Here is a 25254-nt window from a genome sequence, read left to right on the forward strand (position 1 = left end):
AACCATGGCAGAAACAACCGCTTCGGGCTATATCCAGCACCACTTGCAGAACCTGACCTTCGGTCAGCTACCCAACGGCGGCTGGGGCTTTGCCCACACCGCAGCAGAAGCCAAGGAAATGGGCTTCTGGGCTTTCCACGTCGATACCCTCGGCTGGTCGGTCGCACTGGGTCTGATCTTCGTCATTCTTTTCCGCATGGCGGCCAAGAAGGCGACTTCCGGTCAGCCAGGTGCACTGCAGAACTTCGTTGAAGTCCTGGTCGAATTCGTCGATGGCAGCGTGAAAGACAGCTTCCATGGCCGTAGCCCGGTGATCGCACCGCTGGCACTGACCATCTTCGTCTGGGTGTTCCTGATGAACGCCGTCGACCTGGTACCGGTCGACTGGATTCCTCAGCTGGCCATCCTGATCTCCGGCGACCACCACATCCCGTTCCGTGCCGTGTCGACCACCGACCCGAACGCGACCCTGGGCATGGCGTTCTCGGTTTTCGCACTGATCATTTTCTATAGCATCAAGGTCAAGGGCCTCGGCGGCTTCATCGGCGAGCTGACCCTGCACCCGTTCGGCAGCAAGAACATCTTCGTTCAGGCCCTGCTGATCCCGGTGAACTTCCTGCTGGAATTCGTGACCCTGATCGCCAAACCGATCTCTCTGGCTCTGCGTCTGTTCGGCAACATGTATGCCGGCGAGCTGGTGTTCATCCTGATCGCTGTGATGTTCGGCAGCGGCCTGCTCTGGCTGAGCGGCCTGGGTGTTGTCCTGCAGTGGGCGTGGGCTGTGTTCCACATCCTGATCATTACCCTGCAGGCGTTCATCTTCATGATGCTGACCATCGTCTACCTGTCGATGGCGCACGAAGAAAACCATTAAGACCGGTCTCGACCAGTCTGATGTCCTTCCCGGTAAAACGGGAAGGGGCTCCTCACGGGGCACCATGAAACGATTTGTTTTACCGCTTTAATCTAAAAAACCTAAACCATACGACGTAAAAGTCGGGAGGAAAGATGGAAACTGTAGTTGGTCTAACCGCTATCGCTGTTGCACTGTTGATCGGCCTGGGCGCACTGGGTACCGCAATTGGTTTCGGCCTGCTGGGCGGCAAGTTCCTGGAAGGCGCAGCGCGTCAGCCAGAAATGGTTCCAATGCTGCAAGTTAAAATGTTCATCGTTGCCGGTCTGCTCGACGCCGTAACCATGATCGGTGTTGGTATCGCTCTGTTCTTCACCTTTGCGAACCCGTTCGTTGGTCAAATCGCTGGCTAATCATTCGGACTTTCCGAGTGATTTGGTGTGATGGACAACGTAACTGCGAGGTGTTGGCGTGAACATTAATGCGACCCTGATTGGCCAGTCCGTTGCGTTCCTGATTTTTGTACTGTTCTGCATGAAGTTCGTATGGCCTCCGGTCATCGCAGCTCTGCACGAACGTCAAAAGAAGATCGCTGATGGTCTGGACGCTGCCAGCCGTGCAGCTCGCGACCTGGAGTTGGCCCAAGAGAAAGCGGGTCAGCAACTGCGCGAAGCGAAAGCTCAGGCAGCTGAAATCATCGAGCAAGCCAAGAAACGCGGTAACCAGATTGTCGAAGAGGCCGTTGAAAAGGCCCGTGTCGACGCTGACCGTGTGAAGGTTCAGGCTCAAGCCGAGATCGAACAGGAACTGAACAGTGTCAAAGACAAGCTGCGCGCCCAAGTGGGCTTGCTGGCTGTCGGCGGCGCCGAGAAGATCCTGGGTGCCACAATCGATCAAAACGCGCACGCAGAGCTGGTTAACCAACTGGCTGCTGAAATCTAAGCGAGGGCGATCATGGCAGAACTGACCACGTTGGCCCGACCTTACGCTAAGGCGGCCTTCGAGCACGCTCAGGCCCACCAGCAACTGGCCAATTGGTCAGCCATGCTCGGCCTGGCTGCAGCGGTGTCGCAAGACGACACCATGCAGCGCGTGCTCAAGGCCCCGCGACTGACGAGCGCAGAAAAGGCCGCCACGTTCATTGACGTGTGCGGCGACAAGTTTGATGCCAAGGCACAGAACTTCATCAATGTCGTTGCCGAAAACGACCGTCTCCCGCTTCTGCCGGAGATCGCTGCTCTTTTCGACCTGTACAAGGCCGAACAAGAGAAATCGGTAGACGTTGAAGTGACCAGTGCTTTTGCATTGAACCAAGAACAGCAAGACAAACTCGCCAAGGTTCTCAGTGCACGACTCAACCGGGAAGTGCGCCTGCAAGTTGCGGAGGATGCTGCCCTCATAGGTGGTGTCGTTATCCGCGCCGGCGACCTGGTTATCGATGGCTCGATTCGCGGCAAAATCGCGAAACTTGCCGAAGCATTGAAATCTTGAGTTTGAAGGGGCAGCAGAGCAATGCAGCAACTCAATCCTTCCGAAATAAGTGAAATTATCAAGGGCCGCATCGAAAAGCTCGATGTGACCTCCCAAGCCCGTAACGAAGGCACTGTCGTCAGCGTATCTGACGGTATCGTGCGGATTCACGGTCTGGCCGACGTCATGTACGGCGAGATGATCGAGTTTCCGGGCGGCGTCTACGGTATGGCCCTCAACCTGGAGCAAGACTCCGTAGGTGCCGTTGTACTGGGCGCATACACGACTCTGGCTGAAGGCATGAGCGCCAAGTGCACCGGCCGCATCCTCGAAGTTCCGGTTGGTAAGGAACTGCTGGGTCGCGTTGTCGACGCACTGGGTAACCCTGTTGACGGCAAAGGTCCACTGGGCAACACCGAGACCGACGCGGTCGAGAAAGTTGCTCCGGGCGTGATCTGGCGTAAGTCGGTAGACCAGCCTGTACAGACTGGCTACAAGGCTGTCGATGCCATGATCCCTGTCGGCCGTGGCCAGCGTGAGCTGATCATCGGTGACCGTCAGATCGGCAAGACCGCTCTGGCGATCGACGCGATCATCAATCAGAAAGACAGCGGCATTTTCTGCGTCTACGTGGCAATCGGTCAGAAGCAATCGACCATCGCCAACGTGGTTCGCAAGCTGGAAGAAAACGGTGCACTGGCTAACACCATCATCGTTGCAGCGAGCGCTTCGGAATCTGCAGCACTGCAATTCCTGGCTCCGTACTCCGGTTGCACCATGGGTGAATTCTTCCGCGACCGCGGTGAAGACGCGCTGATCGTTTATGACGATCTGTCCAAGCAAGCAGTGGCTTACCGCCAGATTTCCCTGCTGCTGCGCCGTCCACCAGGTCGTGAAGCTTACCCAGGCGACGTGTTCTATCTCCACTCCCGTCTGCTGGAGCGCGCATCCCGCGTTTCGGAAGAGTACGTAGAGAAGTTCACCAACGGCGCAGTGACCGGCAAAACCGGTTCCCTGACCGCACTGCCGATCATCGAAACCCAGGCTGGCGACGTTTCCGCGTTCGTTCCGACCAACGTGATTTCCATCACCGACGGTCAGATCTTCCTGGAATCGGCCATGTTCAACTCGGGCATCCGCCCTGCAGTGAACGCCGGTGTTTCGGTATCCCGTGTGGGTGGCGCCGCTCAGACCAAGATCATCAAGAAGCTGTCCGGTGGTATCCGTACCGCCCTGGCTCAGTACCGTGAACTGGCGGCATTCGCCCAGTTCGCTTCTGACCTGGACGAAGCGACCCGCAAGCAACTTGAGCATGGTCAGCGCGTTACCGAGCTGATGAAGCAGAAGCAATACGCACCGATGTCGATCGCCGACATGGCGCTGTCGCTGTATGCCGCTGAGCGTGGGTTCCTGACTGACATTGAAATCGCCAAGATCGGCAGCTTCGAACAAGCGCTGATTGCTTTCTTCAACCGCGATCACGCCGACTTGATGGCGAAGATCAACGTTAAAGGTGACTTCAATGACGAAATCGACGCTGGCCTGAAAGCCGGTATCGAGAAGTTCAAGGCCACCCAAACCTGGTAAGCCGCAGCGGGAGCCGCAAGGCTCCCGCTTGCTAACCTGATAGGTGTTACATGGCAGGCGCAAAAGAGATTCGCAGTAAGATTGCGAGCATCAAAAGCACGCAAAAAATTACCAGCGCCATGGAAAAAGTGGCGGTCAGCAAAATGCGCAAGGCACAAATGCGCATGGCTGCTAGCCGTCCTTATGCGGAGCGTATCCGCCAGGTAATTGGGCATCTGGCCAACGCCAACCCGGAATACCGCCATCCGTTCATGATCGACCGCGCAATCAAGCGCGTTGGTTATGTCGTGGTGAGCAGTGACCGTGGTCTGTGCGGCGGCTTGAACACCAACCTGTTCAAGGCCCTGGTCAAGGACATGGCGGTAAACCGCGAAAACGGCGTCGAGATTGATCTGTGTGTCGTTGGTAGCAAGGGTGCGGCCTTTTTCCGCAACTTCGGCGGTAACGTCGTTGCAGCTATCAGCCACCTGGGTGAAGAGCCGTCGATCAATGATCTGATCGGCAGCGTCAAGGTGATGCTGGATGCCTATCTGGACGGCCGTATTGACCGCCTGTCCGTGGTATCCAACAAGTTCATCAACACCATGACGCAACAGCCTACCGTGGAGCAGTTGATTCCGCTGGTAGCGACCCCGGATCAGGATCTCAAGCACCACTGGGACTACCTCTACGAACCAGACGCCAAAGAGCTGCTTGACGGCTTGATGGTGCGTTACGTGGAGTCGCAGGTGTACCAGGCGGTGGTCGAGAACAACGCGGCCGAACAAGCTGCGCGGATGATCGCGATGAAGAACGCTACCGACAACGCCGGTGATTTGATCAGCGATTTGCAGCTGATCTACAACAAGGCGCGTCAGGCTGCGATCACCCAAGAGATCTCGGAAATCGTCGGCGGCGCTGCCGCGGTTTAACGGTTCAAATATTCAGAGGATCCAGCTATGAGTAGCGGACGTATCGTTCAAATCATCGGCGCCGTTATCGACGTGGAATTTCCACGCGACAGCGTACCGAGCATCTACGACGCCTTGAAGGTTCAAGGCGCCGAAACCACTCTGGAAGTTCAGCAGCAGCTGGGCGACGGCGTGGTTCGTACCATTGCGATGGGCTCCACCGAAGGCTTGAAGCGCGGTCTGGACGTCAACAACACTGGCGCAGCCATCTCCGTACCGGTCGGTAAAGCGACTCTGGGCCGGATCATGGACGTACTGGGCAACCCGATCGACGAAGCTGGCCCGATCGGCGAAGAAGAGCGCTGGGGTATCCACCGCGCCGCTCCTTCCTTCGCAGAACAGGCTGGCGGCAACGAGCTGCTGGAAACCGGCATCAAGGTTATCGACCTGGTTTGCCCGTTCGCCAAGGGCGGTAAAGTCGGTCTGTTCGGTGGTGCCGGTGTAGGCAAGACCGTAAACATGATGGAACTGATCCGTAACATCGCCATCGAGCACAGCGGTTATTCCGTGTTCGCCGGTGTGGGTGAGCGTACTCGTGAGGGTAACGACTTCTACCACGAGATGAAGGACTCCAACGTTCTCGACAAAGTAGCGCTGGTCTACGGTCAGATGAACGAGCCACCGGGAAACCGTCTGCGCGTAGCGCTGACCGGTCTGACCATGGCCGAGAAGTTCCGTGACGAAGGTAACGACGTTCTGCTGTTCGTCGACAACATCTATCGTTACACCCTGGCCGGTACCGAAGTATCCGCACTGCTGGGCCGTATGCCTTCGGCAGTAGGTTACCAGCCGACCCTGGCTGAAGAGATGGGCGTGCTGCAAGAGCGCATCACTTCGACCAAGCAAGGTTCGATTACTTCGATCCAGGCCGTATACGTACCAGCGGACGACTTGACTGACCCGTCGCCAGCGACCACGTTTGCTCACCTGGACGCCACCGTCGTTCTGTCCCGTGACATCGCTTCCCTGGGTATCTACCCGGCGGTAGACCCACTGGACTCGACTTCGCGTCAGCTGGACCCGAACGTGATCGGCAACGATCACTACGAGACCGCTCGCGGCGTTCAGTACGTGCTGCAGCGTTACAAAGAGCTGAAGGACATCATCGCGATCCTGGGTATGGACGAGCTGTCGGAAGCCGACAAGCAGTTGGTAAACCGTGCTCGTAAGATCCAGCGCTTCTTGTCGCAGCCGTTCTTCGTGGCTGAAGTCTTCACCGGTGCTTCGGGTAAATACGTTTCCCTGAAAGACACCATTGCTGGCTTCAAAGGCATCCTCAACGGTGACTACGACCACCTGCCAGAACAAGCGTTCTACATGGTCGGCGGCATCGAAGAAGCGATCGAGAAAGCCAAGAAACTGTAATCCCGGCGCCCGGCAACGGGCGCTCATTTAGGTTGAGGCAATCAGATGGCTATGACAGTCCATTGCGATATCGTCAGCGCGGAAGGAGAAATCTTTTCCGGCCTGGTCGAGATGGTGATTGCGCACGGTGCTCTGGGTGATCTTGGTATCGCTCTGGGTCACGCGCCGCTGATCACGAATCTCAAGCCGGGTCCGATCCGCCTGATCAAGCAAGGCGGGGAAGCCGAGGTGTTCTACATCTCCGGTGGTTTCCTCGAGGTTCAGCCGAACATGGTCAAGGTGCTTGCCGATACCGTGCAACGTGCCGCCGACCTGGATGAAGCTCAGGCTCAGGCAGCTCTCAAGGCTGCCGAGGCCGCTCTGCATGAGAAGAGCGCAGATTTCGACTACGGAGCTGCGTCCGCACGTCTGGCCGAGGCTGCAGCTCAGCTGCGCACCGTCCAGCAGATCCGCAAGAAGTTTGGCGGTTAATCCGTCAGCCACTTGTTGTGCGATTGATAAAAAAGGGTAGCCTCGGCTACCCTTTTTTCTTTTCAGAATTCTACAAACCCGGTCGCAGTTGCTGACCACCCAGGATTGGTAGCCAGTCATGTCTCTTGAAATCGTTATCCTCGCGGCCGGCCAAGGCACCCGCATGCGTTCGGCACTGCCGAAAGTGCTGCACCCGATTGCCGGCGACTCCATGCTCGGCCATGTTATCCACAGTGCCCGTCAACTCGATCCACAGCGCATTCACGTGGTCATCGGCCATGGCGCCGATGTCGTGCGCGAGCGCCTGGCCGCCGATGATCTCAATTTCGTGCTGCAGGACAAGCAATTGGGCACCGGCCATGCCACCGCACAGGCTGTTCCGTTCATTACGGCCGACACCGTTCTGATTCTCTACGGTGACGTGCCGTTGATCGAAGTGGAAACCCTGCAGCGCCTGCTCAAGCACGTCGTTCCCGGCCAGATGGGACTGCTCACTGTCGAGCTGGACGACCCGACCGGCTACGGCCGCATCGTGCGCGATGCGAACGGCAAGGTTGCGGCAATCGTCGAGCACAAGGATGCCACTGAAGCGCAACGCGCGATTACAGAAGGCAATACCGGGATTCTCGCAGTGCCTGCCAGCCATCTGGCTGACTGGATGAGCCGCCTGTCGAACAACAACGCCCAGGGTGAGTACTACCTGACCGACGTGATTGAAATGGCGGTCGGTGATGGCCTGGTAGTCGCCACGGAACAACCTCACGACCCAATGGAAGTGCAGGGCGCCAACGATCGCAAGCAACTGTCCGAACTGGAGCGTCATTATCAGTTGCGTGCCGGCCGCCGCTTGATGGCGCAGGGCGTGACCCTGCGTGATCCGGCCCGCTTTGATGTGCGTGGCGAAGTGACCGTCGGTCGCGACGTGCTGATCGACATCAACGTGATTCTTGAAGGCAAAGTCGTCATCGAGGATGACGTGGTGATCGGCCCGAACTGCGTGATCAAGGACAGCACCCTGCGCAAGGGTGTGGTGATCAAGGCCAATAGTCATATCGAAGGCGCAGTGCTCGGTGAAGGCAGCGATGCCGGCCCGTTTGCACGCTTGCGTCCGGGCACCGTGCTGGAAGCTCGCGCCCATGTGGGTAACTTCGTCGAGTTGAAAAATGCCCGCATGGGCGAAGGCGCCAAGGCCGGACACCTGACTTATCTGGGCGATGCCGAGATCGGTGCCCGCACCAACATCGGCGCCGGCACCATCACCTGCAACTACGATGGCGCCAACAAGTGGAAAACCGTGTTGGGCGAAGACGTGTTCATCGGCTCCAACAACTCGCTGGTGGCGCCTGTGGATATCTCTGCCGGTGCAACCACCGCAGCCGGTTCGACCATCACTCAGAATGTGGATAACGCCCAACTGGCCGTCGGTCGCGCGCGGCAGAAGAACATCGATGGCTGGAAGCGGCCGGAGAAGATCAAGAAGAGCTGAGTTATCCACAGCGCTTCAATCAAAAGGATCGCTGCCCTTGGGCAGCGATTTTTTTTCATCCCCGGCTTGACGACTTTGCGTCGATAGGTTTTGATTGCTTCCGTTATCTTTCGAATCGAAACTTACCAAGCCATGTCGAAACGCAATACGCCCCAACGTCGCCACAACATACTGGCCTTGCTCAACGAGCAGGGCGAAGTCAGTGTTGACGAACTCGCCAAGCGTTTCGAAACCTCGGAAGTTACGATTCGCAAGGATCTGGCCGCACTGGAAAGCCATGGTCTGCTGCTGCGCCGTTATGGCGGAGCGATCACCATGCCCCAGGAACTGGTGGCCGATGTCAGTCAGAACGTTTCCAAGTACAAACAGGCGATTGCCCGCGCGGCGGTGACACGTATTCGCGAGCACGCCCGCATCATCATCGACAGCGGCAGCACCACGGCCGCGATGATCCCCGAGCTCGGCCAGCAACCGGGGCTGGTGGTGATGACCAACTCCCTGCATGTCGCCAATGCCCTGAGCGAACTCGAACATGAACCTGTCCTGCTGATGACCGGCGGCACCTGGGATCCCCATTCGGAATCCTTTCAGGGCCAGGTCGCCGAGCAGGTACTACGCTCTTACGACTTCGATCAGTTGTTCATCGGTGCCGACGGCATCGATCTGGTGCGTGGCACCACCACCTTCAATGAATTGCTCGGCCTGAGCCGGGTGATGGCGGAAGTGGCGCGGGAAGTGATCGTGATGGTCGAGGCCGACAAGATCGGCCGCAAGATTCCAAACCTGGAGCTGCCATGGAGCAGCGTCCATACCCTAATCACCGATGATCGCCTGCCGCAGGAGGCACGGGATCAGATTCAGGCTCGCGGTATCAATTTGATTTGCGCGACGGTCAGTCAGGAGAAATAAGCATGTGTGGAATTGTCGGCGCGGTAGCTGAACGTAATATCACCGCCATCCTGGTCGAAGGCCTCAAGCGCCTCGAATACCGGGGTTATGACAGTGCCGGTGTGGCGGTGTACACCAATGACGGCACGCTGGAGCGCACCCGTCGTGTGGGCAAGGTCAGCGAACTGGACGCGGCCCTGGCGGAACACCCGCTGGTTGGCCGTCTCGGTATTGCCCACACCCGTTGGGCAACCCACGGTGCGCCGAGCGAACGCAATGCCCACCCGCATTTCTCCGGCAATGTGGCAGTGGTGCACAACGGCATCATCGAAAACCATGAAGCGCTGCGCGAACAGCTCAAGGCGCAGGGTTACGTGTTCTCTTCCGACACCGACACCGAAGTCATCGCGCACCTGCTGACCGAAAAACTCAAGAACCTGCCGGACCTGACCGACGCCCTGAAGGCAACGGTCAAGGATCTGCATGGCGCCTACGGTCTGGCGGTCATCCACGCGCTGCAACCGGATCGTCTGGTCGCTGCCCGTAGCGGCAGCCCGCTGGTGATCGGCCTGGGTCTGGGCGAGAACTTCCTCGCTTCCGACCAGTTGGCCCTGCGTCAGGTCACCGACCGTTTCATGTACCTGGAGGAGGGCGATATCGCCGAAATCCAGCGCGACAAGGTGCAGATCTGGGACGTGACCGGCAAAGCCGTCGAGCGCCAGACCGTGCAGTACACCGACGGTGCCGAAGCCGCCGACAAAGGTGAGTTCCGCCACTACATGCTCAAGGAAATCCATGAGCAGCCATCCGTGGTGCAGCGCACCCTGGAAGGTCGCCTCAGCCCGAACCAGGTACTGGTGCAGGCGTTCGGCCCACAAGCGGCTGAACTGTTCGCCAAAGTGCGCAACGTACAGATCGTTGCCTGCGGCACCAGTTACCACGCCGGCATGGTTGCCCGTTACTGGCTCGAAGAGCTGGCCGGGATTCCGTGCCAGGTCGAAGTCGCCAGTGAGTTCCGCTACCGCAAGGTTGTGGTACAGCCGGACACGCTGTTCGTCACCATTTCCCAGTCCGGCGAAACCGCCGACACCCTGGCCGCACTGCGCAACGCCAAGGAGCTGGGTTTCCTGGGTAGCCTGGCAATCTGCAACGTCGGCATCAGTTCGCTGGTGCGCGAATCCGACCTGACCCTGCTGACCCAGGCCGGTCGCGAAATCGGCGTGGCCTCGACCAAGGCGTTCACCACGCAACTGGTTGGCCTGCTGTTGCTGACCTTGTCCCTGGGCCAGGTGCGCGGCACGCTGGGCAAAGACGTTGAAGCCACGCTGGTCGAAGAACTGCGTCGCCTGCCAACCCGTCTTGGTGAAGCGCTGGCCATGGACAGCACCGTGGAAAAGATCGCCGAACTGTTCGCCGACAAGAACCACACCCTGTTCCTCGGGCGTGGCGCGCAGTATCCGGTCGCGATGGAAGGGGCCCTGAAACTCAAGGAAATCTCTTACATCCACGCCGAAGCTTATCCTGCCGGTGAACTGAAGCATGGCCCGCTGGCACTTGTGGATAACGACATGCCGGTGGTCACCGTTGCGCCGAACAACGAACTGCTCGAGAAGCTCAAGTCCAACCTGCAGGAAGTCCGTGCACGTGGCGGCGAACTGATCGTGTTCGCTGACGAGAAAGCCGGGATGACCAACGGCGAAGGCACCCACGTGGTGCAGATGCCGCACATCCACGACATCCTGTCGCCGATCCTCTACACCATTCCGTTGCAACTGCTGTCGTACTACGTCGCCGTGCTCAAGGGCACTGACGTTGACCAGCCGCGTAACTTGGCGAAGTCGGTGACGGTGGAATAAGTTATCCACACGCCGCAATAGACGACCACAGCCTGGAGACTTATTGGGTCTCCGGGCTGTGGGATGTTTCCCACTTTTTGTTACCGAACACCCCAGCGCGGTGCAATACCACGCTTCTGTAACAGCCTCTCTGCTTTCAAAAAGCGCCCCTTCGAAAAAAATTCAATCACTCGATGCCCCGTGATTTCGGTGTCCTCAGCGATGTCCGCCGGTTTTGTCGTACAGCTTCTTCATAAGTTGGCCGTTCAATTGCATATGCTTGTATGTACAAGTAAAGACGTATGCATACGAGTTGAAAGAAACCGAGCATCTCGTCCACTGATTCGCTTGTCGCGCATTGAAGCGCACAAGCCGCTTGCCCATCGCCAGGGTTGGTTTGAATTGATCGCTGAGGAGTCTTTTTCGTGACTGACGCAAAAACTACTAAATTCCGTGACGTCGAAATCCGCGCCGCACGCGGCAACAAGCTGACCGCCAAGAGCTGGCTGACCGAAGCGCCGCTGCGCATGCTGATGAACAACCTCGACCCGGAAGTGGCCGAAAACCCGAAAGAGCTGGTGGTCTACGGTGGCATCGGCCGCGCCGCGCGTAACTGGGAGTGCTACGACAAGATCGTCGAAAGCCTGACCAACCTGAATGACGACGAGACCCTGCTGGTGCAATCCGGCAAGCCGGTCGGCGTGTTCAAGACCCACAGCAACGCCCCGCGCGTGCTGATCGCCAACTCCAACCTGGTGCCGCACTGGGCGACTTGGGAACACTTCAACGAACTCGACGCCAAGGGCCTGGCCATGTACGGCCAGATGACCGCCGGCAGCTGGATCTACATCGGCAGCCAGGGCATCGTGCAGGGCACCTACGAAACCTTCGTCGAAGCCGGTCGCCAGCATTACGATTCCAACCTCAAGGGCCGCTGGGTCCTGACCGCCGGCCTTGGCGGCATGGGCGGCGCCCAGCCGCTGGCCGCGACCCTGGCCGGTGCCTGCTCGCTGAACATCGAATGCCAGCAGGTGAGCATCGATTTCCGCCTGAAAAGCCGTTACGTCGACGAGCAGGCCAAAGACCTCGACGACGCCCTGGCGCGCATCGAGAAGTACACCAAAGAAGGCAAGGCCATCTCCATTGCGCTGCTGGGCAACGCCGCCGAAATCCTCCCGGAACTGGTCCGTCGCGGTGTGCGCCCGGACATGGTCACCGACCAGACCAGCGCCCACGACCCGCTCAACGGTTACCTGCCGGCCGGCTGGACCTGGGACGAATACCGCGCCCGCGCCAAGACCGAACCGGCCGCTGTGATCAAGGCCGCCAAGCAGTCGATGGCCGTCCACGTCAAAGCCATGCTGGATTTCCAGAAACAAGGCATCCCGACCTTCGACTATGGCAACAACATCCGCCAGATGGCTCAGGAAGAGGGCGTGGAGAACGCTTTCGACTTCCCGGGTTTCGTACCGGCCTACATCCGTCCGCTGTTCTGCCGTGGCATCGGCCCGTTCCGCTGGGCGGCGCTGTCGGGCAACTCTGAAGACATCTACAAGACCGACGCCAAGGTCAAAGAGCTGATCCCGGACGACGCCCACCTGCACAACTGGCTGGACATGGCCCGCGAGCGCATCAGCTTCCAGGGTCTGCCGGCGCGTATCTGCTGGGTCGGCCTGGGCCAGCGCGCCAAGCTCGGTCTGGCGTTCAACGAAATGGTCCGTCGCGGCGAGCTGTCGGCACCGATCGTGATCGGTCGCGACCACCTCGACTCCGGCTCGGTCTCCAGCCCGAACCGTGAAACCGAATCGATGCAGGACGGCTCGGATGCCGTGTCCGACTGGCCACTGCTCAACGCTTTGCTCAACACCGCCAGCGGCGCGACCTGGGTCTCGCTGCACCACGGCGGCGGCGTCGGCATGGGCTTCTCCCAGCACTCGGGCATGGTGATTGTCTGCGACGGTACGGATGAAGCAGCCGAGCGTATCGCTCGTGTGCTGCACAACGACCCGGGCACCGGTGTGATGCGTCACGCCGATGCCGGTTACCAGATCGCCATCGACTGCGCCAAGGAGCAGGGCTTGAACCTGCCAATGATTACTTCGGTTAAAGGAGCCTGAACATGACTGCACTGAACCTGATCCCTGGCCAACTGAGCCTGTCGCAACTGCGTGCTGTCTACCAGCACCCGGTCAAACTGACCCTCGACTACAGCGCTGCTGCACAGATCGAAGCCAGCGTCGCCTGCGTCGAGCAGATCCTCGCCGAGAACCGCACCGCCTACGGCATCAACACCGGTTTCGGCCTGCTGGCCTCGACCCGCATCGCCAGCGAAGACCTGGAAAACCTCCAGCGCTCGCTGGTGCTGTCCCACGCTGCGGGCGTTGGTCAGCCGATCAGCGATGAGCTGGTGCGTTTGATCATGGTGCTCAAGGTCAACAGCCTGAGCCGTGGTTTCTCGGGTATCCGCCGCGTGGTGATCGACGCGCTGATCGCTTTGATCAACGCCGAGGTTTATCCGCACATTCCGTTGAAAGGTTCGGTCGGTGCCTCCGGCGACCTGGCACCGTTGGCGCACATGTCGCTGGTGCTGCTGGGCGAGGGCAAGGCGCGCTACAAGGGCGAGTGGATGGAAGCCACTGAAGCGCTGAAAGTTGCCGGTCTGACCCCGCTGACTTTGGCGGCGAAGGAAGGCCTGGCGCTGCTCAACGGCACGCAGGTGTCTACCGCATTCGCTTTGCGCGGTCTGTTCGAAGGTGAAGACCTGTTCGCCGGCGCGCTGGCGCTGGGCGGCCTGACGGTGGAAGCGGTGCTCGGTTCGCGCTCGCCTTTCGACGCCCGCATCCACGCCGCCCGTGGTCAGAAAGGCCAGATCGACACCGCTGCCGCTTACCGTGATCTGCTCGGTGAGCGTAGCGAAGTCTCCGACTCGCACCAGAACTGCGAAAAGGTCCAGGACCCGTACTCGCTGCGTTGCCAGCCGCAAGTCATGGGCGCGTGCCTGACCCAGTTCCGTCAGGCCGCCGAGGTGCTGGTCATCGAAGCCAACGCCGTCTCCGACAATCCACTGGTGTTTGCGGCCGAAGGCGACGTGATTTCCGGCGGCAACTTCCACGCCGAGCCAGTGGCCATGGCCGCTGACAACATGGCATTGGCCATCGCCGAAATCGGCTCCCTGAGCGAGCGTCGCATCTCGCTGATGATGGACAAGCACATGTCGCAACTGCCGCCGTTCCTGGTGGCCAATGGCGGGGTGAACTCCGGCTTCATGATCGCCCAGGTGACCGCTGCGGCCCTGGCCAGCGAGAACAAGGCACTGGCTCATCCGCATTCGGTGGACAGTCTGCCGACCTCCGCCAATCAGGAAGACCACGTATCGATGGCCCCGGCCGCCGGCAAGCGCCTGTGGGAAATGGCCGAGAACACTCGCGGCATTCTCGCGGTGGAATGGCTGGCGGCAGTGCAGGGCCTGGATCTGCGCAACGGCCTGAAGACCTCGGCCAAACTGGAAAAGGCCCGGGAAATCCTGCGTCGCGAAGTGCCGTTCTACGAGAAGGACCGTTTCTTTGCGCCGGACATCAATGCCGCGACCGAACTGCTGGCGTCGCGCACGCTGAATGATCTGGTTCCGGCGAACCTGCTGCCGAGTCTGTAAGTGCCTCATCGCCAACAGGCTGTCTTCCACACTGCGTGGAGGCCGGCCTGTTGGCGTTTCGATTTTTGCGTCGAATAAAAATAAATAAGGACGAAAAATGCAGCAGTCAGCAAAAGGTTTGAAACGCGGGCTCTCGGCCCGACACATTCGCTTCATGGCCCTGGGATCGGCGATCGGTACCGGGTTGTTCTACGGTTCTGCCTCGGCCATTCAGATGGCCGGTCCAGCGGTTCTGCTCGCTTACCTGATCGGTGGCGCGGCGGTGTTCATGGTCATGCGCGCCCTCGGCGAGATGGCGGTGCATAACCCGGTCGCCGGCTCGTTCGGGCAGTACGCAAGCACTTATCTCGGCCCCATGGCGGGCTTCATTCTCGGTTGGACCTACGCGTTCGAAATGGTCATCGTCGGCATGGCCGATGTGACGGCGTTCGGCATCTACATGGGTTTCTGGTTTCCGGAAGTCTCGCGCTGGATCTGGGTGCTGGGCATCGTTTCGGTGGTCGGCGGGCTGAACCTGTGCAACGTCAAAGTCTTTGGTGAAATGGAGTTCTGGCTGTCGTTGCTCAAGGTCGCGGCCATCGTCGCAATGATCCTCGGCGGCTTCGGCATCATGCTGTTCGGCATCAGCACTGCCCCCGGTCAGGCCACCGATATCAGCAACCTGTGGACCCAGGGTGGCTTCATGCCCAACGGCGTGGGCGGCCTGATCGCCTCGTTTGCGGTGGTGATGTTTGCTTTCGGCGGCATCGAGATCATCGGTGTGACCGCCGGTGAAGCCAAGGATCCGCACCGTGTGCTGCCCAAGGCGATCAATGCCGTGCCGATGCGCATCCTGCTGTTCTACGTGCTGACGATGCTGGTGCTGATGTCGATCTTCCCGTGGCAGCAGATTGGTAGCCAGGGCAGCCCGTTCGTGCAGATTTTCGACCATCTGGGCATCAGCTCGGCGGCCACCATTCTGAACATCGTGGTGATCTCGGCTGCGGTGTCGGCCATCAACAGCGACATCTTCGGTGCAGGCCGGATGATGTACGGCCTGGCTCAGCAAGGACATGCGCCGAAAGGCTTTGCGCGCCTGTCGCGCAATGGCGTGCCGTGGCTGACGGTGATCGTGATGAGCTGCGCGCTGCTGCTGGGCGTGTTGCTGAATTACCTGATCCCGGAAAACGTGTTCCTGCTGATCGCGTCCATCGCAACCTTCGCCACGGTGTGGGTCTGGCTGATGATTCTGTTCACCCAGGTGGCCATGCGTCGTTCCATGACGCCGGAGCAGGTGGCGCAACTGAAATTCCCGGTACCGTTCTGGCCGTACGCTCCGATGGCGGCGATTGCCTTCATGTTGTTCGTGTTCGGCGTGCTGGGTTACTTCCCGGACACCCAGGCGGCATTGATCGTCGGCGTGGTCTGGATCGGATTGCTGGTGCTGGCCTACCTGACGTGGGTCAAGCCGGCAGCCGGACAGGCTGCGCAGGTGACCGGCGATCAGCCGGTTTCTCAGTCCTGATCTGATCGAAGGGGCGTCCGGGATCTTCCGGCGTCCCTTTCACGCATCACTTCTTTGGTGATTTGCTGCCATTGGGGATGTGCAGGTAAGACATCACGCTTTCGGTCAGCTCGGTCGCCAGTTTGACCGCTTCCTTGTTGCGCGCCATCACGCCCGCGACCAGTCCCTCGATCAGCGCCAGCATGGCCACGTTGGAGCTGGTCAGCACCGGATGATCGCAAGGGGCAAACAACACATGCTCGGCAATGCCGGTGAGCGGCGACGCCGGTGAATCGGTGATGGCCAGTACCGACGCGCCGCGTTCGTTGGCGAATCGGGCCAGCTGCAGGGTATCGAGGGAATAACGCGGCAAGGAAATCGCCAGCAACACATCCTGATCGGTGATCGCGGCCAGTCGGTACGCAGCGTTTTCGTTGCCACCCTCCATGCTGATGGCCGTAGCATCGGCGCAGAACGGCATCAGGGTCGAGGCGGCGAGGCCGGCAAAATAGACGCTGTTGCCGAACCCGAGGATGTAGATCTTGCGCGCAGTGGTCAGCCGGGTGACGAAGGCTTCGAAGGCTTCGGCATGGTTGTTGGTCGCCGCCGTGGCCAGGTTGCTGCTGGCGCTCTCGATCTGCTCATGCAGACCAAACGCTCCGCCCGGACGATGGGCCAGTTCATTGCGCAGCTTGTCGACCGGCGACACCATCTGCTGCAACGTCGCTACCAGTTCAGCCCTCATGCCCATGTAGCCACCGAGGTCCATCGCCTTGGCCAGTCGGTTGACGGCGGCCGGCGAGGTCGATGTTTCGTGGGCCATTTCCTCGATTGTCAGCGTCGCGGCTTTCAGCGGATGACGCAGGATGAAGTCAGCCACCTTGCGCAGCGACGGCGGCAGATCGGCAACGATTTCCGCCAGCTTGCGCATGACCGGTGCGGCGTAGACCGTGGTGTCTTTCGATGAGCTGGGCATATCCGGATCAACAGTTCCTGAAAGTGAGAGAAGGGCTGCGCCTGACAAGGTTGGCTGGAGTGTATCCGAAGCCAACCGTTGCAGGACAACGCCGCGCGCGGGGGCTTACTTCAGGCTGCCGGCGAGGAACTGTTGCAGGCGTTCGGACTGTGGATTGACCAGCACTTCACGTGGATCTCCGCGCTCCTCGACCCGCCCTTTGTGCAGGAACACCAGTTGGTTGGAGACCTCGCGGGCGAAGCCCATTTCGTGGGTCACGACCACCATGGTGCGGCCTTCCTGGGCAAGGTCCTGCATGACCTTGAGCACTTCGCCCACCAGCTCGGGATCGAGCGCCGAAGTGGGTTCGTCGAACAGCATCACTTCCGGTTCCATGGCCAGTGCGCGGGCAATCGCCACCCGCTGCTGTTCGCCGCCCGACATGTGGGCAGGCCAGGCATCCTTGCGGTGCGCCACGCCGACTTTGTTCAAATAGTGCTCGGCCTTTTCCCGGGCCTCTTTCTTGCCTACGCCGAGCACGTGCACCGGGGCTTCCATGACGTTTTCCAGGGCGCTCATGTGCGACCACAAATTGAAGTGCTGAAACACCATCGACAGCCGTGAACGCATGCGTTGCAACTGCCGGGGTTCAGCGGCCTTGAGCCCGCCCAGTTTGTTGGCCACCAGTTTCAGTGGCTCGCCATTGAGCACGATGTTGCCGGCGTTGGGTTGCTCCAGCAGGTTGATGCAACGCAGGAAGGTGCTTTTGCCCGAACCACTGGAGCCGATGATGCTGATCACGTCGCCGGCCTGGGCCTGCAGGGACACGCCCTTGAGCACCTGGTGGGCGCCGTAGCTTTTGTGCAGGTCCTGAATTTCAAGTTTGTACATGATTTGAACTCTCTGGCATCAGTCGCTGAGCAAGCGGCCTTGGCGAATAGGGGTGAAACCGGCGACCTTGGCCAGCCACAGGCCGGGCTGGGCAAAGCGCAGGCGTTCGCGGGCGTAGAGCACGCCGTCGGTGCAGGCGCGGACGATGCTGTGGCGGTCGTTGAGCGGGTCATGGACTTCGAACAGCGGATCGCCGACCTTGACCCGCGCGCCCAGCGGCTGCAGGAAACTGACCACGCCCGGGTGCGGCGCACAGGCGTACTGCGCGCCGGCGAACGGCATCGCTTCGCAACGGCTCGACGGTGCTGGCGGCCATTCACCGCTGATCAATCCCTGCTCGGCCAAATAGCCGAGAATCGCCTGGGCGCTGTCGGCACATTGCTCGCGTTCGGTGTCGGCCATGCCGCGCAATTCGATGGTGGTGGCTGCGCACGCCAGCGGAATACTGGCTTCCGGGAACAGCTCGGTCAGGCGTAGCCACGGGACCGCACAGGCCTCGTCGAATGCACTGCCGCCTGCATCCTCGGCCAGCAGCGTGACTTCGGCACCGAGGCGCGCTGCCAGTGAATGCAGGCGTCCCCAGTGTTGCGGCATGGTGTACAGCAACATCACCGACTCGAAATCGCAGTGCAGGTCCAGCACCACATCGGCGTCGCAGGCATGTTGCAGCAACAGGCGACGCAGGCCATCGAGTTCCGAGGTCGGTGGCGGCATGTCGGCGAGGGTGTCGATCAAGGCGCGGCGGATCAGCGCGACGTTGGCGTCGGCGTCATCGCCCAAACGGCCTTTGAGCAACGGTGCCACGGCTTCGGCCAGCTCCGGGAAGTCGCGATTGAAGTTCTTGCCGCTGGCGAACTCGAAGCGACCTTGGTGGGTGGCCTGGAACATCTGGGCGATGCCGATCGGGTTGGCCATCGGCACCAGTTCGATCACACCGTTCAGGCGGCCCTGTGCTTCCAGTTCCAGCAGGCAGCGCTTGAGCTCGACGGCCACGCGCATGCCCGGCAGCTCGTCGGCGTGCAGGGAAGCCTGGATGTACGCCTTGCGCGAGCCGGCGCCAAACCGGAACACCGACAGTGTCCGTTCGGTGCCCGAAGCGCTCCACGGCAACAGGTATTGAGTCTTTTCCATGTCAGCTCCTTAGTGCTTGCGCGGTGCCAGGTAGGCCAGCCAGCGGCGTTCGGCCAGCTTGAACAGGCGCACCAGAATGAAAGTCAGGGCGAGGTAGACCAGGCCGGCGGTGATGAACGCTTCGAACGGCATATAGAACCGCGAGCTCACCGTGCGCGCCGCACCGGTGATATCCACCAGCGTGACGATGGAGGCCAGGCTGGTGGTTTGCAGCATCATCAGCACTTCGTTGCTGTACTGCGGCAGTGCCCGGCGCAAGGCCGATGGCAGCAGGATGCGGCGGTACAGGGTCAGACGGGACATGCCCATCGCCCGGGCGGCTTCGATCTCGCCGTGGGACGTGGATTTCAGGCTGCCCGCCAGCAATTCCGCGCTGTAGGCACTGGTATTGATGGCGAATGCCAGACAGGCACAGAACGTGGCGCTGGAGAGGTAAGGCCAGAGCATGCTTTGGCGTACCGATTCGAACTGCGCCAGGCCGTAATAGATCAGGAACAGTTGCACCAGCATCGGCGTGCCGCGAATCACGTAGGTGTAGAGCCACGCCGGGAAGCTGAGCAGCAGCGAGCGCGACACCCGCATCAGCGCCAGCGGAACCGCCAGCACCAGCCCCAGGCTCAGGGAAATCAGCAGGACCTTGAGGGTCAACAAGGCGCCGTCGAAATACAGCGGCAGGTTTTCCCGGATCAGGTTGTAGTCGAGAATCATCGGCAGGTTCTCCTCACAATTCGGCGGCTTTGATGCCGACCGAATAGTGTTTTTCCAGGGCGCGCAGCACCAGCAGCGACACACTGGTGAGCATCAGGTACAGCGCCGCCACCGCGATGAAAAACGTGAACGGCTCGTGGGTGGCATCGGCGGCGTTCTTGGCCTTGAACATCATGTCCTGCAGGCCGATGACCGAAATCAGCGCGGTGGATTTGGTCAGCACCAGCCAGTTGTTGGTGAACCCCGGGATTGCGAAACGAATCATCTGCGGCACCAGAATCCGCCAGAACACTTGCGTGCCACGCATGCCGTAGGCTGCGCCGGCCTCTGCCTGACCCTTGGGGATGGCCATGAACGCGCCGCGAAAGGTTTCCGAGAGATAGGCACCAAAAATGAAGCCCATGGTGCACACGCCGGCGATGAACGGGTTGATGTCGATGTAGCGGGTGTAGCCGCACGCCAGGGCGATGCGGTTCACCAGATCCTGGCCGCCATAGAAAATCAGCAGGATCAGCACCAGATCGGGAATGCCGCGAATCAGGGTGGTGTAGCCCTCTCCGAGCATGGCCAGCCATTTCAGCGGCGACAGGCGAAACGCCGCGCCGATCAGGCCCAGGGCAATGGCCAGCGACATGGAGGTCAGGGCCAGGTTGATGGTCAGCCAGGCACCATCGAGAATGCTCGATCCGTAGCCGTGGAGCATGATGAAGTTCCTCAAGCGTGCGCCCAAAGGCGCGCAAGACAAGTCCGAAGGGCGCCCGCAACGGGCCGGCGCCGGGCGGAGGCGACGGTTTATTCGCCGTAGATATCGAAGGCGAAATACTTGCCCATCACTTGCTGGTATTTGCCGTTGGCGCGGATGGCGTCGATGGCCGCGTTCAGGCGCGCAGCGTTGGCGACGTCACCCTTGCGCAGCGCGATCCCGGCGCCTCGACCGAAGTATTTCGGGTCGTTGATGTCCGGCCCGGTCAGGGCGAAACCTTGTCCGGCCGGTGTCTTGATGAAGCTTTCATCGGTGTTGACGATGTCGGCGAGGGTGGCGTCCAGGCGACCCGAAGCGAGGTCGAGGAAGGCTTCGTTCTGGGAGCCGTAACGCACCACGACGACCCCGGCCTTTTCCAGTTGCTCGGTGGCAAACCGGTCATAGGTCGAAGAGCGCTGTACGCCGAGTTTCTTGCCCTTGAGGTCCACCAGCGGGTCGTTGATCACGCTGCCGGCCTTCATCGCGAACTTGCCCGGCGTGTGGTAGTACTTTTTGCTGAAGTCGACCGACTTCATCCGGTCTTCGGTGATCGACATCGACGACAGCACAGCGTCGATCTTGCGCACCTTGAGCGACGGAATCATGCCGTCGAACTCCTGAATCACCCACTCGCACTTGACCTTCATCTCTTCGCACAAGGCGTTGCCGATGTCGTAGTCGAAGCCGCTGACATTGCCTTCCGGCGTTTTGTAGGAAAAGGGAGGGTAGGCGGCTTCGATACCGATACGCAGGCTGTCTTCATCGGCATGGGCCATGAAGCTGAATGCGCACAGCGCCAGAGCACCTAGAAGTTCTGTCTTGTTCATGTTGTCGACTCCTGGGAGGGCGTTAGGGAAACAGGTGCCCGCCATCCGGGTGGCGCGCTGGATCGTTCCTGTGATCGGCGAGGCTATAAATGACATGAAATAAATCATTCATCAATACAACTGAAAATAAAAATATCAATTCTGGATCGGCGGTCGTTTGGCCATGCCCGTTGAGCTCCGTGGGCTGCCTATAATGCGAGGCGGTTTTTCATCCACTTCGGGGACACCATGGATCGCTTCCAGGAAATGCAGGTCTTCGCGGCCGTAGCGCAGGAACAGGGCTTTTCGGCGGCGGCGCGGCGCTTGGGGCTGTCGGCGGCCAGCGTCACCCGGGCGGTGGCGGCGCTGGAGCAGCGGATCGGTACGCAGTTGCTGATTCGCACCACCCGCAGCGTGCATCTGAGCGAGGCGGGCCAGCGTTACCTGGAGGACTGTCGGAGGATTCTTGCCGAGGTGCAGGAAGCGGAAGACTCCGCCGCCGGCAGCCACACCCAGCCCCGTGGGCAATTGACGGTGACCGCGCCGGTATTGTTCGGCGAGCTGTTTGTCACACCGGTGATGGCGGGTTATCTGACGCAATACCCGGACGTTTCCATCAACGCCTTGCTGCTGGATCGCGTGGTGAGCATGGTCGAGGAGGGCGTGGATGTGGCGATCCGCATCGGTGAGTTGCCGGACAGCAATCAGCATGCGATCCGGGTCGGCGAGGTGCGCCGGGTGATCTGCGGCTCGCCGGGGTATTTTGCCGCTCACGGTCGGCCAACCCATCCACAGGCACTGGCCGGCGCGCCGGTGGTGGCGACCTCGTCCATCGGTCAACTGCGCAACTGGCCGTTCCTGGAGGACGGTGAACCCTTGGTCGTCCGCCCCGAGCCGCGACTGGTGGTCACCGGCAATCAGGCGGCAATCACCGCTGCTTGTCTGGGGCTCGGGTTGACCCGGGTGTTGTCTTATCAGGTCGCCAGCAAAATCGCTTCCGGGGAGCTGGAAATCGTTCTCGCCGAGTACGAATTGCCGCCGCTGCCAATCCATGTGGTGTATCAGGGCGGGCGCAAGGCACCGACCCGGGTGCGCAGTTTTGTCGACTACGCCGTGAACGCCTTGCGCGAACATCCGGCCCTGAAAAACGCGGCATTATTTCATCAAGAGAAATAATGGATTGCGTTTGCTGGTGATTCTGTTGTTTTCAAGATAGGTGGAAGATGGCTGCCACGGTTGTTGCCCATTCCGGGCGACGCAAACGTCCAGCGGAGTCGACCATGCAAGCGATCAAACTCTACAACTTCCCGCGTTCCGGCCACGCCCACCGGGTCGAGCTGATGCTGTCACTGCTGCAATTGCCGACCGAACTGATCTTCGTCGATCTGGCCAAGGGCGAGCACAAACAACCCGAGTACCTGGCGATCAACAGCTTCGGGCAAGTGCCGGCCATTGATGACAACGGCGTGGTGCTGGCCGATTCCAACGCGATTCTGGTGTATCTGGCGCAGAAGTACGGCAACGGTCGCTGGCTGCCAGGCGATCCGGTCGGTGCGGCGCGCGTTCAGCGCTGGCTGTCGGCAGCGGCCGGGCCGATTGCCTTTGGCCCGGCTGCGGCGCGGCTGGTCACGGTGTTCGGGGCAAAACTCAATGCCGATGAAGCGATCACCCGTGCGCACAACCTGCTCAAGGTGATGGATCTGGAACTGGGCAAGACTTCGTTCCTGGTCGGCAGCGAACCGACCATCGCCGACGTATCGGCCTACAGCTACATCGCCCATGCGCCGGAAGGCAATGTGTCGCTGGACGACTACGCCAATGTGCGCGCCTGGCTGGCGCGGATTGAAGCCTTGCCCGGTTTCGTCGCGATGCCACGCACCGTTGCCGGTCTGCAAGCCACGGCTTGAGTTTCACCATCCAGACTGCGCCGCTGGCGTGGGGGAGAGGTCGTCATGGAACGTTCACCCTGGCACGCCGGCGAGCGGCAACTGCAAGCGCAGGTCGGTGTCGCCGAGCGCATGGAGGAATTCGGTCGCAAGGTGATTCGCACCTGGATGCCGGATCAGCACCGTCAGTTTTATGAGCAATTGCCGTTCATGCTGTTCGGCGCGGTGGATGCCGATGGTCGTCCATGGGCCAGCGTATTGGAGGGCGAGCCGGGTTTCGCTCACTCTCCCGAGCCGACGCAATTGCACTTCGACAGTTTGCCCGCCGCCGATGATCCGGCGCAGTTGCAGGCCGGCGCGGCCATCGGTCTGCTTGGCATCGAGTTGCACACCCGTCGGCGCAATCGTCTCAATGGCCACATCGGCAACCTGGGGGCTACGGGTTTCGATTTGACGGTCGACCAGTCCTTCGGCAACTGCCCGCAGTACATTCAGTTGCGCCAATTCCAGCGGGTGCCGCTGACTGATCCGCAGACCCGCCGCGCCGAACATTTCGACGGGCTCGATGACGCGGCGGTCGCGCTGATCGAAACCGCCGACACCTTCTTTGTCGCCAGCTACGTCGATGTCGATGGCGAGCGTTCGGTGGATGTTTCCCACCGGGGCGGCCAGGCCGGTTTCGTGCGGGTGGAGGGCAATCGCCTGACCATCCCGGACTTTGCCGGCAACCTGCACTTCAATACCCTTGGCAACCTGTTGCTCAATCCTCGGGCCGGCTTGCTGTTCATCGACTTTTCCACAGGTGACCTGTTGCAGCTCAGCGGCCGTACCGAGGTCATTCTCGACGGGCCGCAAATCGCAGCCTTCCAGGGCGCCGAGCGGTTGTGGACGTTCGAGGTGGAAAAAGTGGTGAGGCGTCCAGGTGCATTGGCCCTGCGCTGGCGCTTCGACGGCATGTCGCCGACCAGTCTGTTGACCGGAACCTGGGCTCAGGCCGACGCGCGTTTGCAGGCCCAGGCTCTGGGTGACAGCTGGCGGCCGCTGCGGGTGACGCGGATTGAAGCGCAGAGCCGGCACATTCGTTCGTTCTACCTCGAACCCGTGGACGGGGCCGGTTTGCCGGTGTTCCAGGCCGGGCAGCATCTGCCGTTGCGCTTCAATCTCGATGGTGAGGTGTTCATCCGCACTTACAGTCTGTCGGGTGCGCCGTCGGACGACTTCTTCCGGGTCAGCGTGAAGCGTGAAGGGCGGATATCGACGCATCTGCACGATCAGGTGCGCGTCGGCGATGTGCTGGAGGCGCGTTCGCCTCAAGGGCATTTCACCGTGGCGCCGCTGGAGCGTCGGCCCTTGGTGTTGCTGGCGGCCGGGGTCGGGATCACGCCGTTGCTGTCGATGCTGCGCGAGGTGGTGTATCAGGGGCTGCGCACCCGGAGGATTCGTCCGACCTGGCTGATCCAGAGTTCCAGAAGCCTTGCAGACCAACCGTTTCGCGCGGAACTGGACCGCTTGCTGGAAGACGCCGGCGATGCGGTGCGGGTGTTGCGCCTGCTCAGTCAGCCCGAGCCCGACCTGGTGGAAGGCGAGGATTACGACCTCCACGGGCGCATCGACGGTGCCTTGTTGAGGAACCTTATCGACGAATTTGATCAGATCGATTTTGTGCTCTGCGGCCCCGGCGGATTTACCCAGGGCCTTTACGACAGCCTGCGCGAACTGGACGTGCGCGACGACCAGATCCACGCCGAAACCTTTGGCCCCTCGACCCTCAAGCGCCAGGCCGATCCGGACGCCATCGTGATCGAACAATTGCCGGCCGCCACCACGTCGGTGCCGGTTGTCTTCGAACGTTCGGCCAAGGAAGCACGGTGGCAGCCCGAGGGCGGCAGTCTGCTGGAACTGGCCGAGAGCCGTGGCCTGCGCCCCGAGTTCAGCTGTCGCGGAGGTTCATGCGGTACCTGCAAGACGCGGCTGATCAGCGGCGCGGTGAATTATCCACAGCCCCCGGCCGAAGTGCCGGAGGAAGGGCAGGTGCTGATCTGCTGCGCGGTGCCGGCGCAAAGTGCGCAGCCGCTGGTGCTGGACCTGTAGAGGA

Annotated in this window: 23 protein-coding genes; 17 read left to right on the plus strand and 6 right to left on the minus strand. The window is 60.6% G+C overall.

Annotation, left to right across the window (positions count from 1 at the left end):
• The first annotated feature begins 4 nt into the window (after nt 1-4).
• The 14 genes from atpB (at nt 5) to M5B44_RS20575 (ending at nt 16061) form a co-directional block, all read left to right on the plus strand.
• A complete protein-coding gene (gene atpB / locus M5B44_RS20510) occupies nt 5-874 on the plus strand; it encodes a F0F1 ATP synthase subunit A (protein ID WP_085686128.1) in 870 nt (289 codons plus the stop codon).
• 134 nt (nt 875-1008) lie between these two features.
• Nucleotides 1009-1266, plus strand: a complete 258-nt coding sequence (gene atpE, locus M5B44_RS20515; protein WP_003097235.1) for a F0F1 ATP synthase subunit C — start codon at nt 1009-1011, stop codon at nt 1264-1266.
• A gap of 58 nt (nt 1267-1324) precedes the next feature.
• Nucleotides 1325-1795, plus strand: coding sequence for a F0F1 ATP synthase subunit B (locus M5B44_RS20520; RefSeq protein ID WP_007954149.1), 471 nt, complete (start codon nt 1325-1327; stop codon nt 1793-1795).
• Nucleotides 1796-1807: 12 nt separating this feature from the next.
• Nucleotides 1808-2344: a F0F1 ATP synthase subunit delta gene (locus tag M5B44_RS20525; protein WP_007911956.1), complete on the plus strand. Its 537-nt coding sequence runs from the start codon at nt 1808-1810 to the stop codon at nt 2342-2344.
• A 21-nt stretch (nt 2345-2365) separates the two neighbouring features.
• Nucleotides 2366-3910 (plus strand): F0F1 ATP synthase subunit alpha, encoded by a 1545-nt coding sequence (atpA, locus tag M5B44_RS20530; RefSeq protein ID WP_085606310.1) that lies wholly within the window; start codon nt 2366-2368, stop codon nt 3908-3910.
• 50 nt (nt 3911-3960) lie between these two features.
• Complete coding sequence (gene atpG / locus M5B44_RS20535; RefSeq protein ID WP_008084419.1) at nt 3961-4821, plus strand: F0F1 ATP synthase subunit gamma; 861 nt, start codon at nt 3961-3963, stop codon at nt 4819-4821.
• A 27-nt stretch (nt 4822-4848) separates the two neighbouring features.
• Nucleotides 4849-6225: a F0F1 ATP synthase subunit beta gene (atpD, locus tag M5B44_RS20540; protein ID WP_007954162.1), complete on the plus strand. Its 1377-nt coding sequence runs from the start codon at nt 4849-4851 to the stop codon at nt 6223-6225.
• A gap of 45 nt (nt 6226-6270) precedes the next feature.
• The gene (locus M5B44_RS20545; protein ID WP_007954164.1) at nt 6271-6696 is read left to right on the plus strand and encodes a F0F1 ATP synthase subunit epsilon; all 426 of its coding nucleotides are present in this window, start codon (nt 6271-6273) and stop codon (nt 6694-6696) included.
• A gap of 118 nt (nt 6697-6814) precedes the next feature.
• A complete protein-coding gene (gene glmU, locus M5B44_RS20550; RefSeq protein WP_248740318.1) occupies nt 6815-8182 on the plus strand; it encodes a bifunctional UDP-N-acetylglucosamine diphosphorylase/glucosamine-1-phosphate N-acetyltransferase GlmU in 1368 nt (455 codons plus the stop codon).
• A gap of 132 nt (nt 8183-8314) precedes the next feature.
• Entirely contained in the window at nt 8315-9091 is a 777-nt protein-coding gene (locus M5B44_RS20555; RefSeq protein WP_085713102.1) for a DeoR/GlpR family DNA-binding transcription regulator, read from the plus strand.
• Nucleotides 9092-9093: 2 nt separating this feature from the next.
• Nucleotides 9094-10926 (plus strand): glutamine--fructose-6-phosphate transaminase (isomerizing), encoded by a 1833-nt coding sequence (gene glmS, locus M5B44_RS20560; RefSeq protein ID WP_085713103.1) that lies wholly within the window; start codon nt 9094-9096, stop codon nt 10924-10926.
• 404 nt (nt 10927-11330) lie between these two features.
• Nucleotides 11331-13022, plus strand: a complete 1692-nt coding sequence (gene hutU / locus M5B44_RS20565; RefSeq protein ID WP_248740319.1) for a urocanate hydratase — start codon at nt 11331-11333, stop codon at nt 13020-13022.
• A gap of 2 nt (nt 13023-13024) precedes the next feature.
• Nucleotides 13025-14557 carry a histidine ammonia-lyase gene (hutH, locus tag M5B44_RS20570; RefSeq protein ID WP_248740320.1) on the plus strand — a complete coding sequence of 511 codons (1533 nt, stop codon included), beginning with the start codon at nt 13025-13027 and terminating at the stop codon, nt 14555-14557.
• A gap of 97 nt (nt 14558-14654) precedes the next feature.
• Nucleotides 14655-16061 carry an amino acid permease gene (locus tag M5B44_RS20575; protein ID WP_248740321.1) on the plus strand — a complete coding sequence of 469 codons (1407 nt, stop codon included), beginning with the start codon at nt 14655-14657 and terminating at the stop codon, nt 16059-16061.
• A gap of 46 nt (nt 16062-16107) precedes the next feature.
• Here M5B44_RS20575 and M5B44_RS20580 read toward each other — a convergent pair whose 3' ends face one another.
• The 6 genes from M5B44_RS20580 to M5B44_RS20605 all read right to left on the minus strand — a co-directional run bounded on the left by M5B44_RS20580 (nt 16108) and on the right by M5B44_RS20605 (nt 21294).
• Nucleotides 16108-17016, minus strand: a complete 909-nt coding sequence (locus M5B44_RS20580) for a MurR/RpiR family transcriptional regulator (protein WP_119426903.1) — start codon at nt 17014-17016, stop codon at nt 16108-16110.
• Between the two features lie 105 nt (nt 17017-17121).
• Nucleotides 17122-17886 carry an ABC transporter ATP-binding protein gene (locus M5B44_RS20585; RefSeq protein ID WP_248740322.1) on the minus strand — a complete coding sequence of 255 codons (765 nt, stop codon included), beginning with the start codon at nt 17884-17886 and terminating at the stop codon, nt 17122-17124.
• 18 nt (nt 17887-17904) lie between these two features.
• On the minus strand, nt 17905-19017 hold the full coding sequence (locus tag M5B44_RS20590) for a succinylglutamate desuccinylase/aspartoacylase family protein (protein ID WP_248740323.1): 1113 nt from the start codon (nt 19015-19017) through the stop codon (nt 17905-17907).
• A gap of 9 nt (nt 19018-19026) precedes the next feature.
• A complete protein-coding gene (locus M5B44_RS20595) occupies nt 19027-19725 on the minus strand; it encodes an ABC transporter permease (RefSeq protein ID WP_248740324.1) in 699 nt (232 codons plus the stop codon).
• A 13-nt stretch (nt 19726-19738) separates the two neighbouring features.
• Nucleotides 19739-20428, minus strand: a complete 690-nt coding sequence (locus M5B44_RS20600; RefSeq protein WP_096817045.1) for an ABC transporter permease — start codon at nt 20426-20428, stop codon at nt 19739-19741.
• An 89-nt stretch (nt 20429-20517) separates the two neighbouring features.
• The gene (locus M5B44_RS20605) at nt 20518-21294 is read right to left on the minus strand and encodes an ABC transporter substrate-binding protein (RefSeq protein WP_134828588.1); all 777 of its coding nucleotides are present in this window, start codon (nt 21292-21294) and stop codon (nt 20518-20520) included.
• Between the two features lie 228 nt (nt 21295-21522).
• Here M5B44_RS20605 and M5B44_RS20610 point away from each other — a divergent pair, with 228 nt between their 5' ends.
• The 3 genes from M5B44_RS20610 to M5B44_RS20620 all read left to right on the plus strand — a co-directional run bounded on the left by M5B44_RS20610 (nt 21523) and on the right by M5B44_RS20620 (nt 25250).
• A complete protein-coding gene (locus tag M5B44_RS20610; RefSeq protein WP_248740325.1) occupies nt 21523-22449 on the plus strand; it encodes a LysR family transcriptional regulator in 927 nt (308 codons plus the stop codon).
• Nucleotides 22450-22553: 104 nt separating this feature from the next.
• Nucleotides 22554-23180, plus strand: a complete 627-nt coding sequence (locus tag M5B44_RS20615; protein ID WP_248740326.1) for a glutathione S-transferase family protein — start codon at nt 22554-22556, stop codon at nt 23178-23180.
• Between the two features lie 45 nt (nt 23181-23225).
• Nucleotides 23226-25250, plus strand: a complete 2025-nt coding sequence (locus M5B44_RS20620; RefSeq protein WP_248740327.1) for a pyridoxamine 5'-phosphate oxidase family protein — start codon at nt 23226-23228, stop codon at nt 25248-25250.
• Nucleotides 25251-25254 lie beyond the last annotated feature (4 nt).

Source organism: Pseudomonas sp. MWU12-2029 (assembly GCF_023242425.1).
GTDB classification, from domain to species: domain Bacteria; phylum Pseudomonadota; class Gammaproteobacteria; order Pseudomonadales; family Pseudomonadaceae; genus Aquipseudomonas; species Aquipseudomonas kribbensis.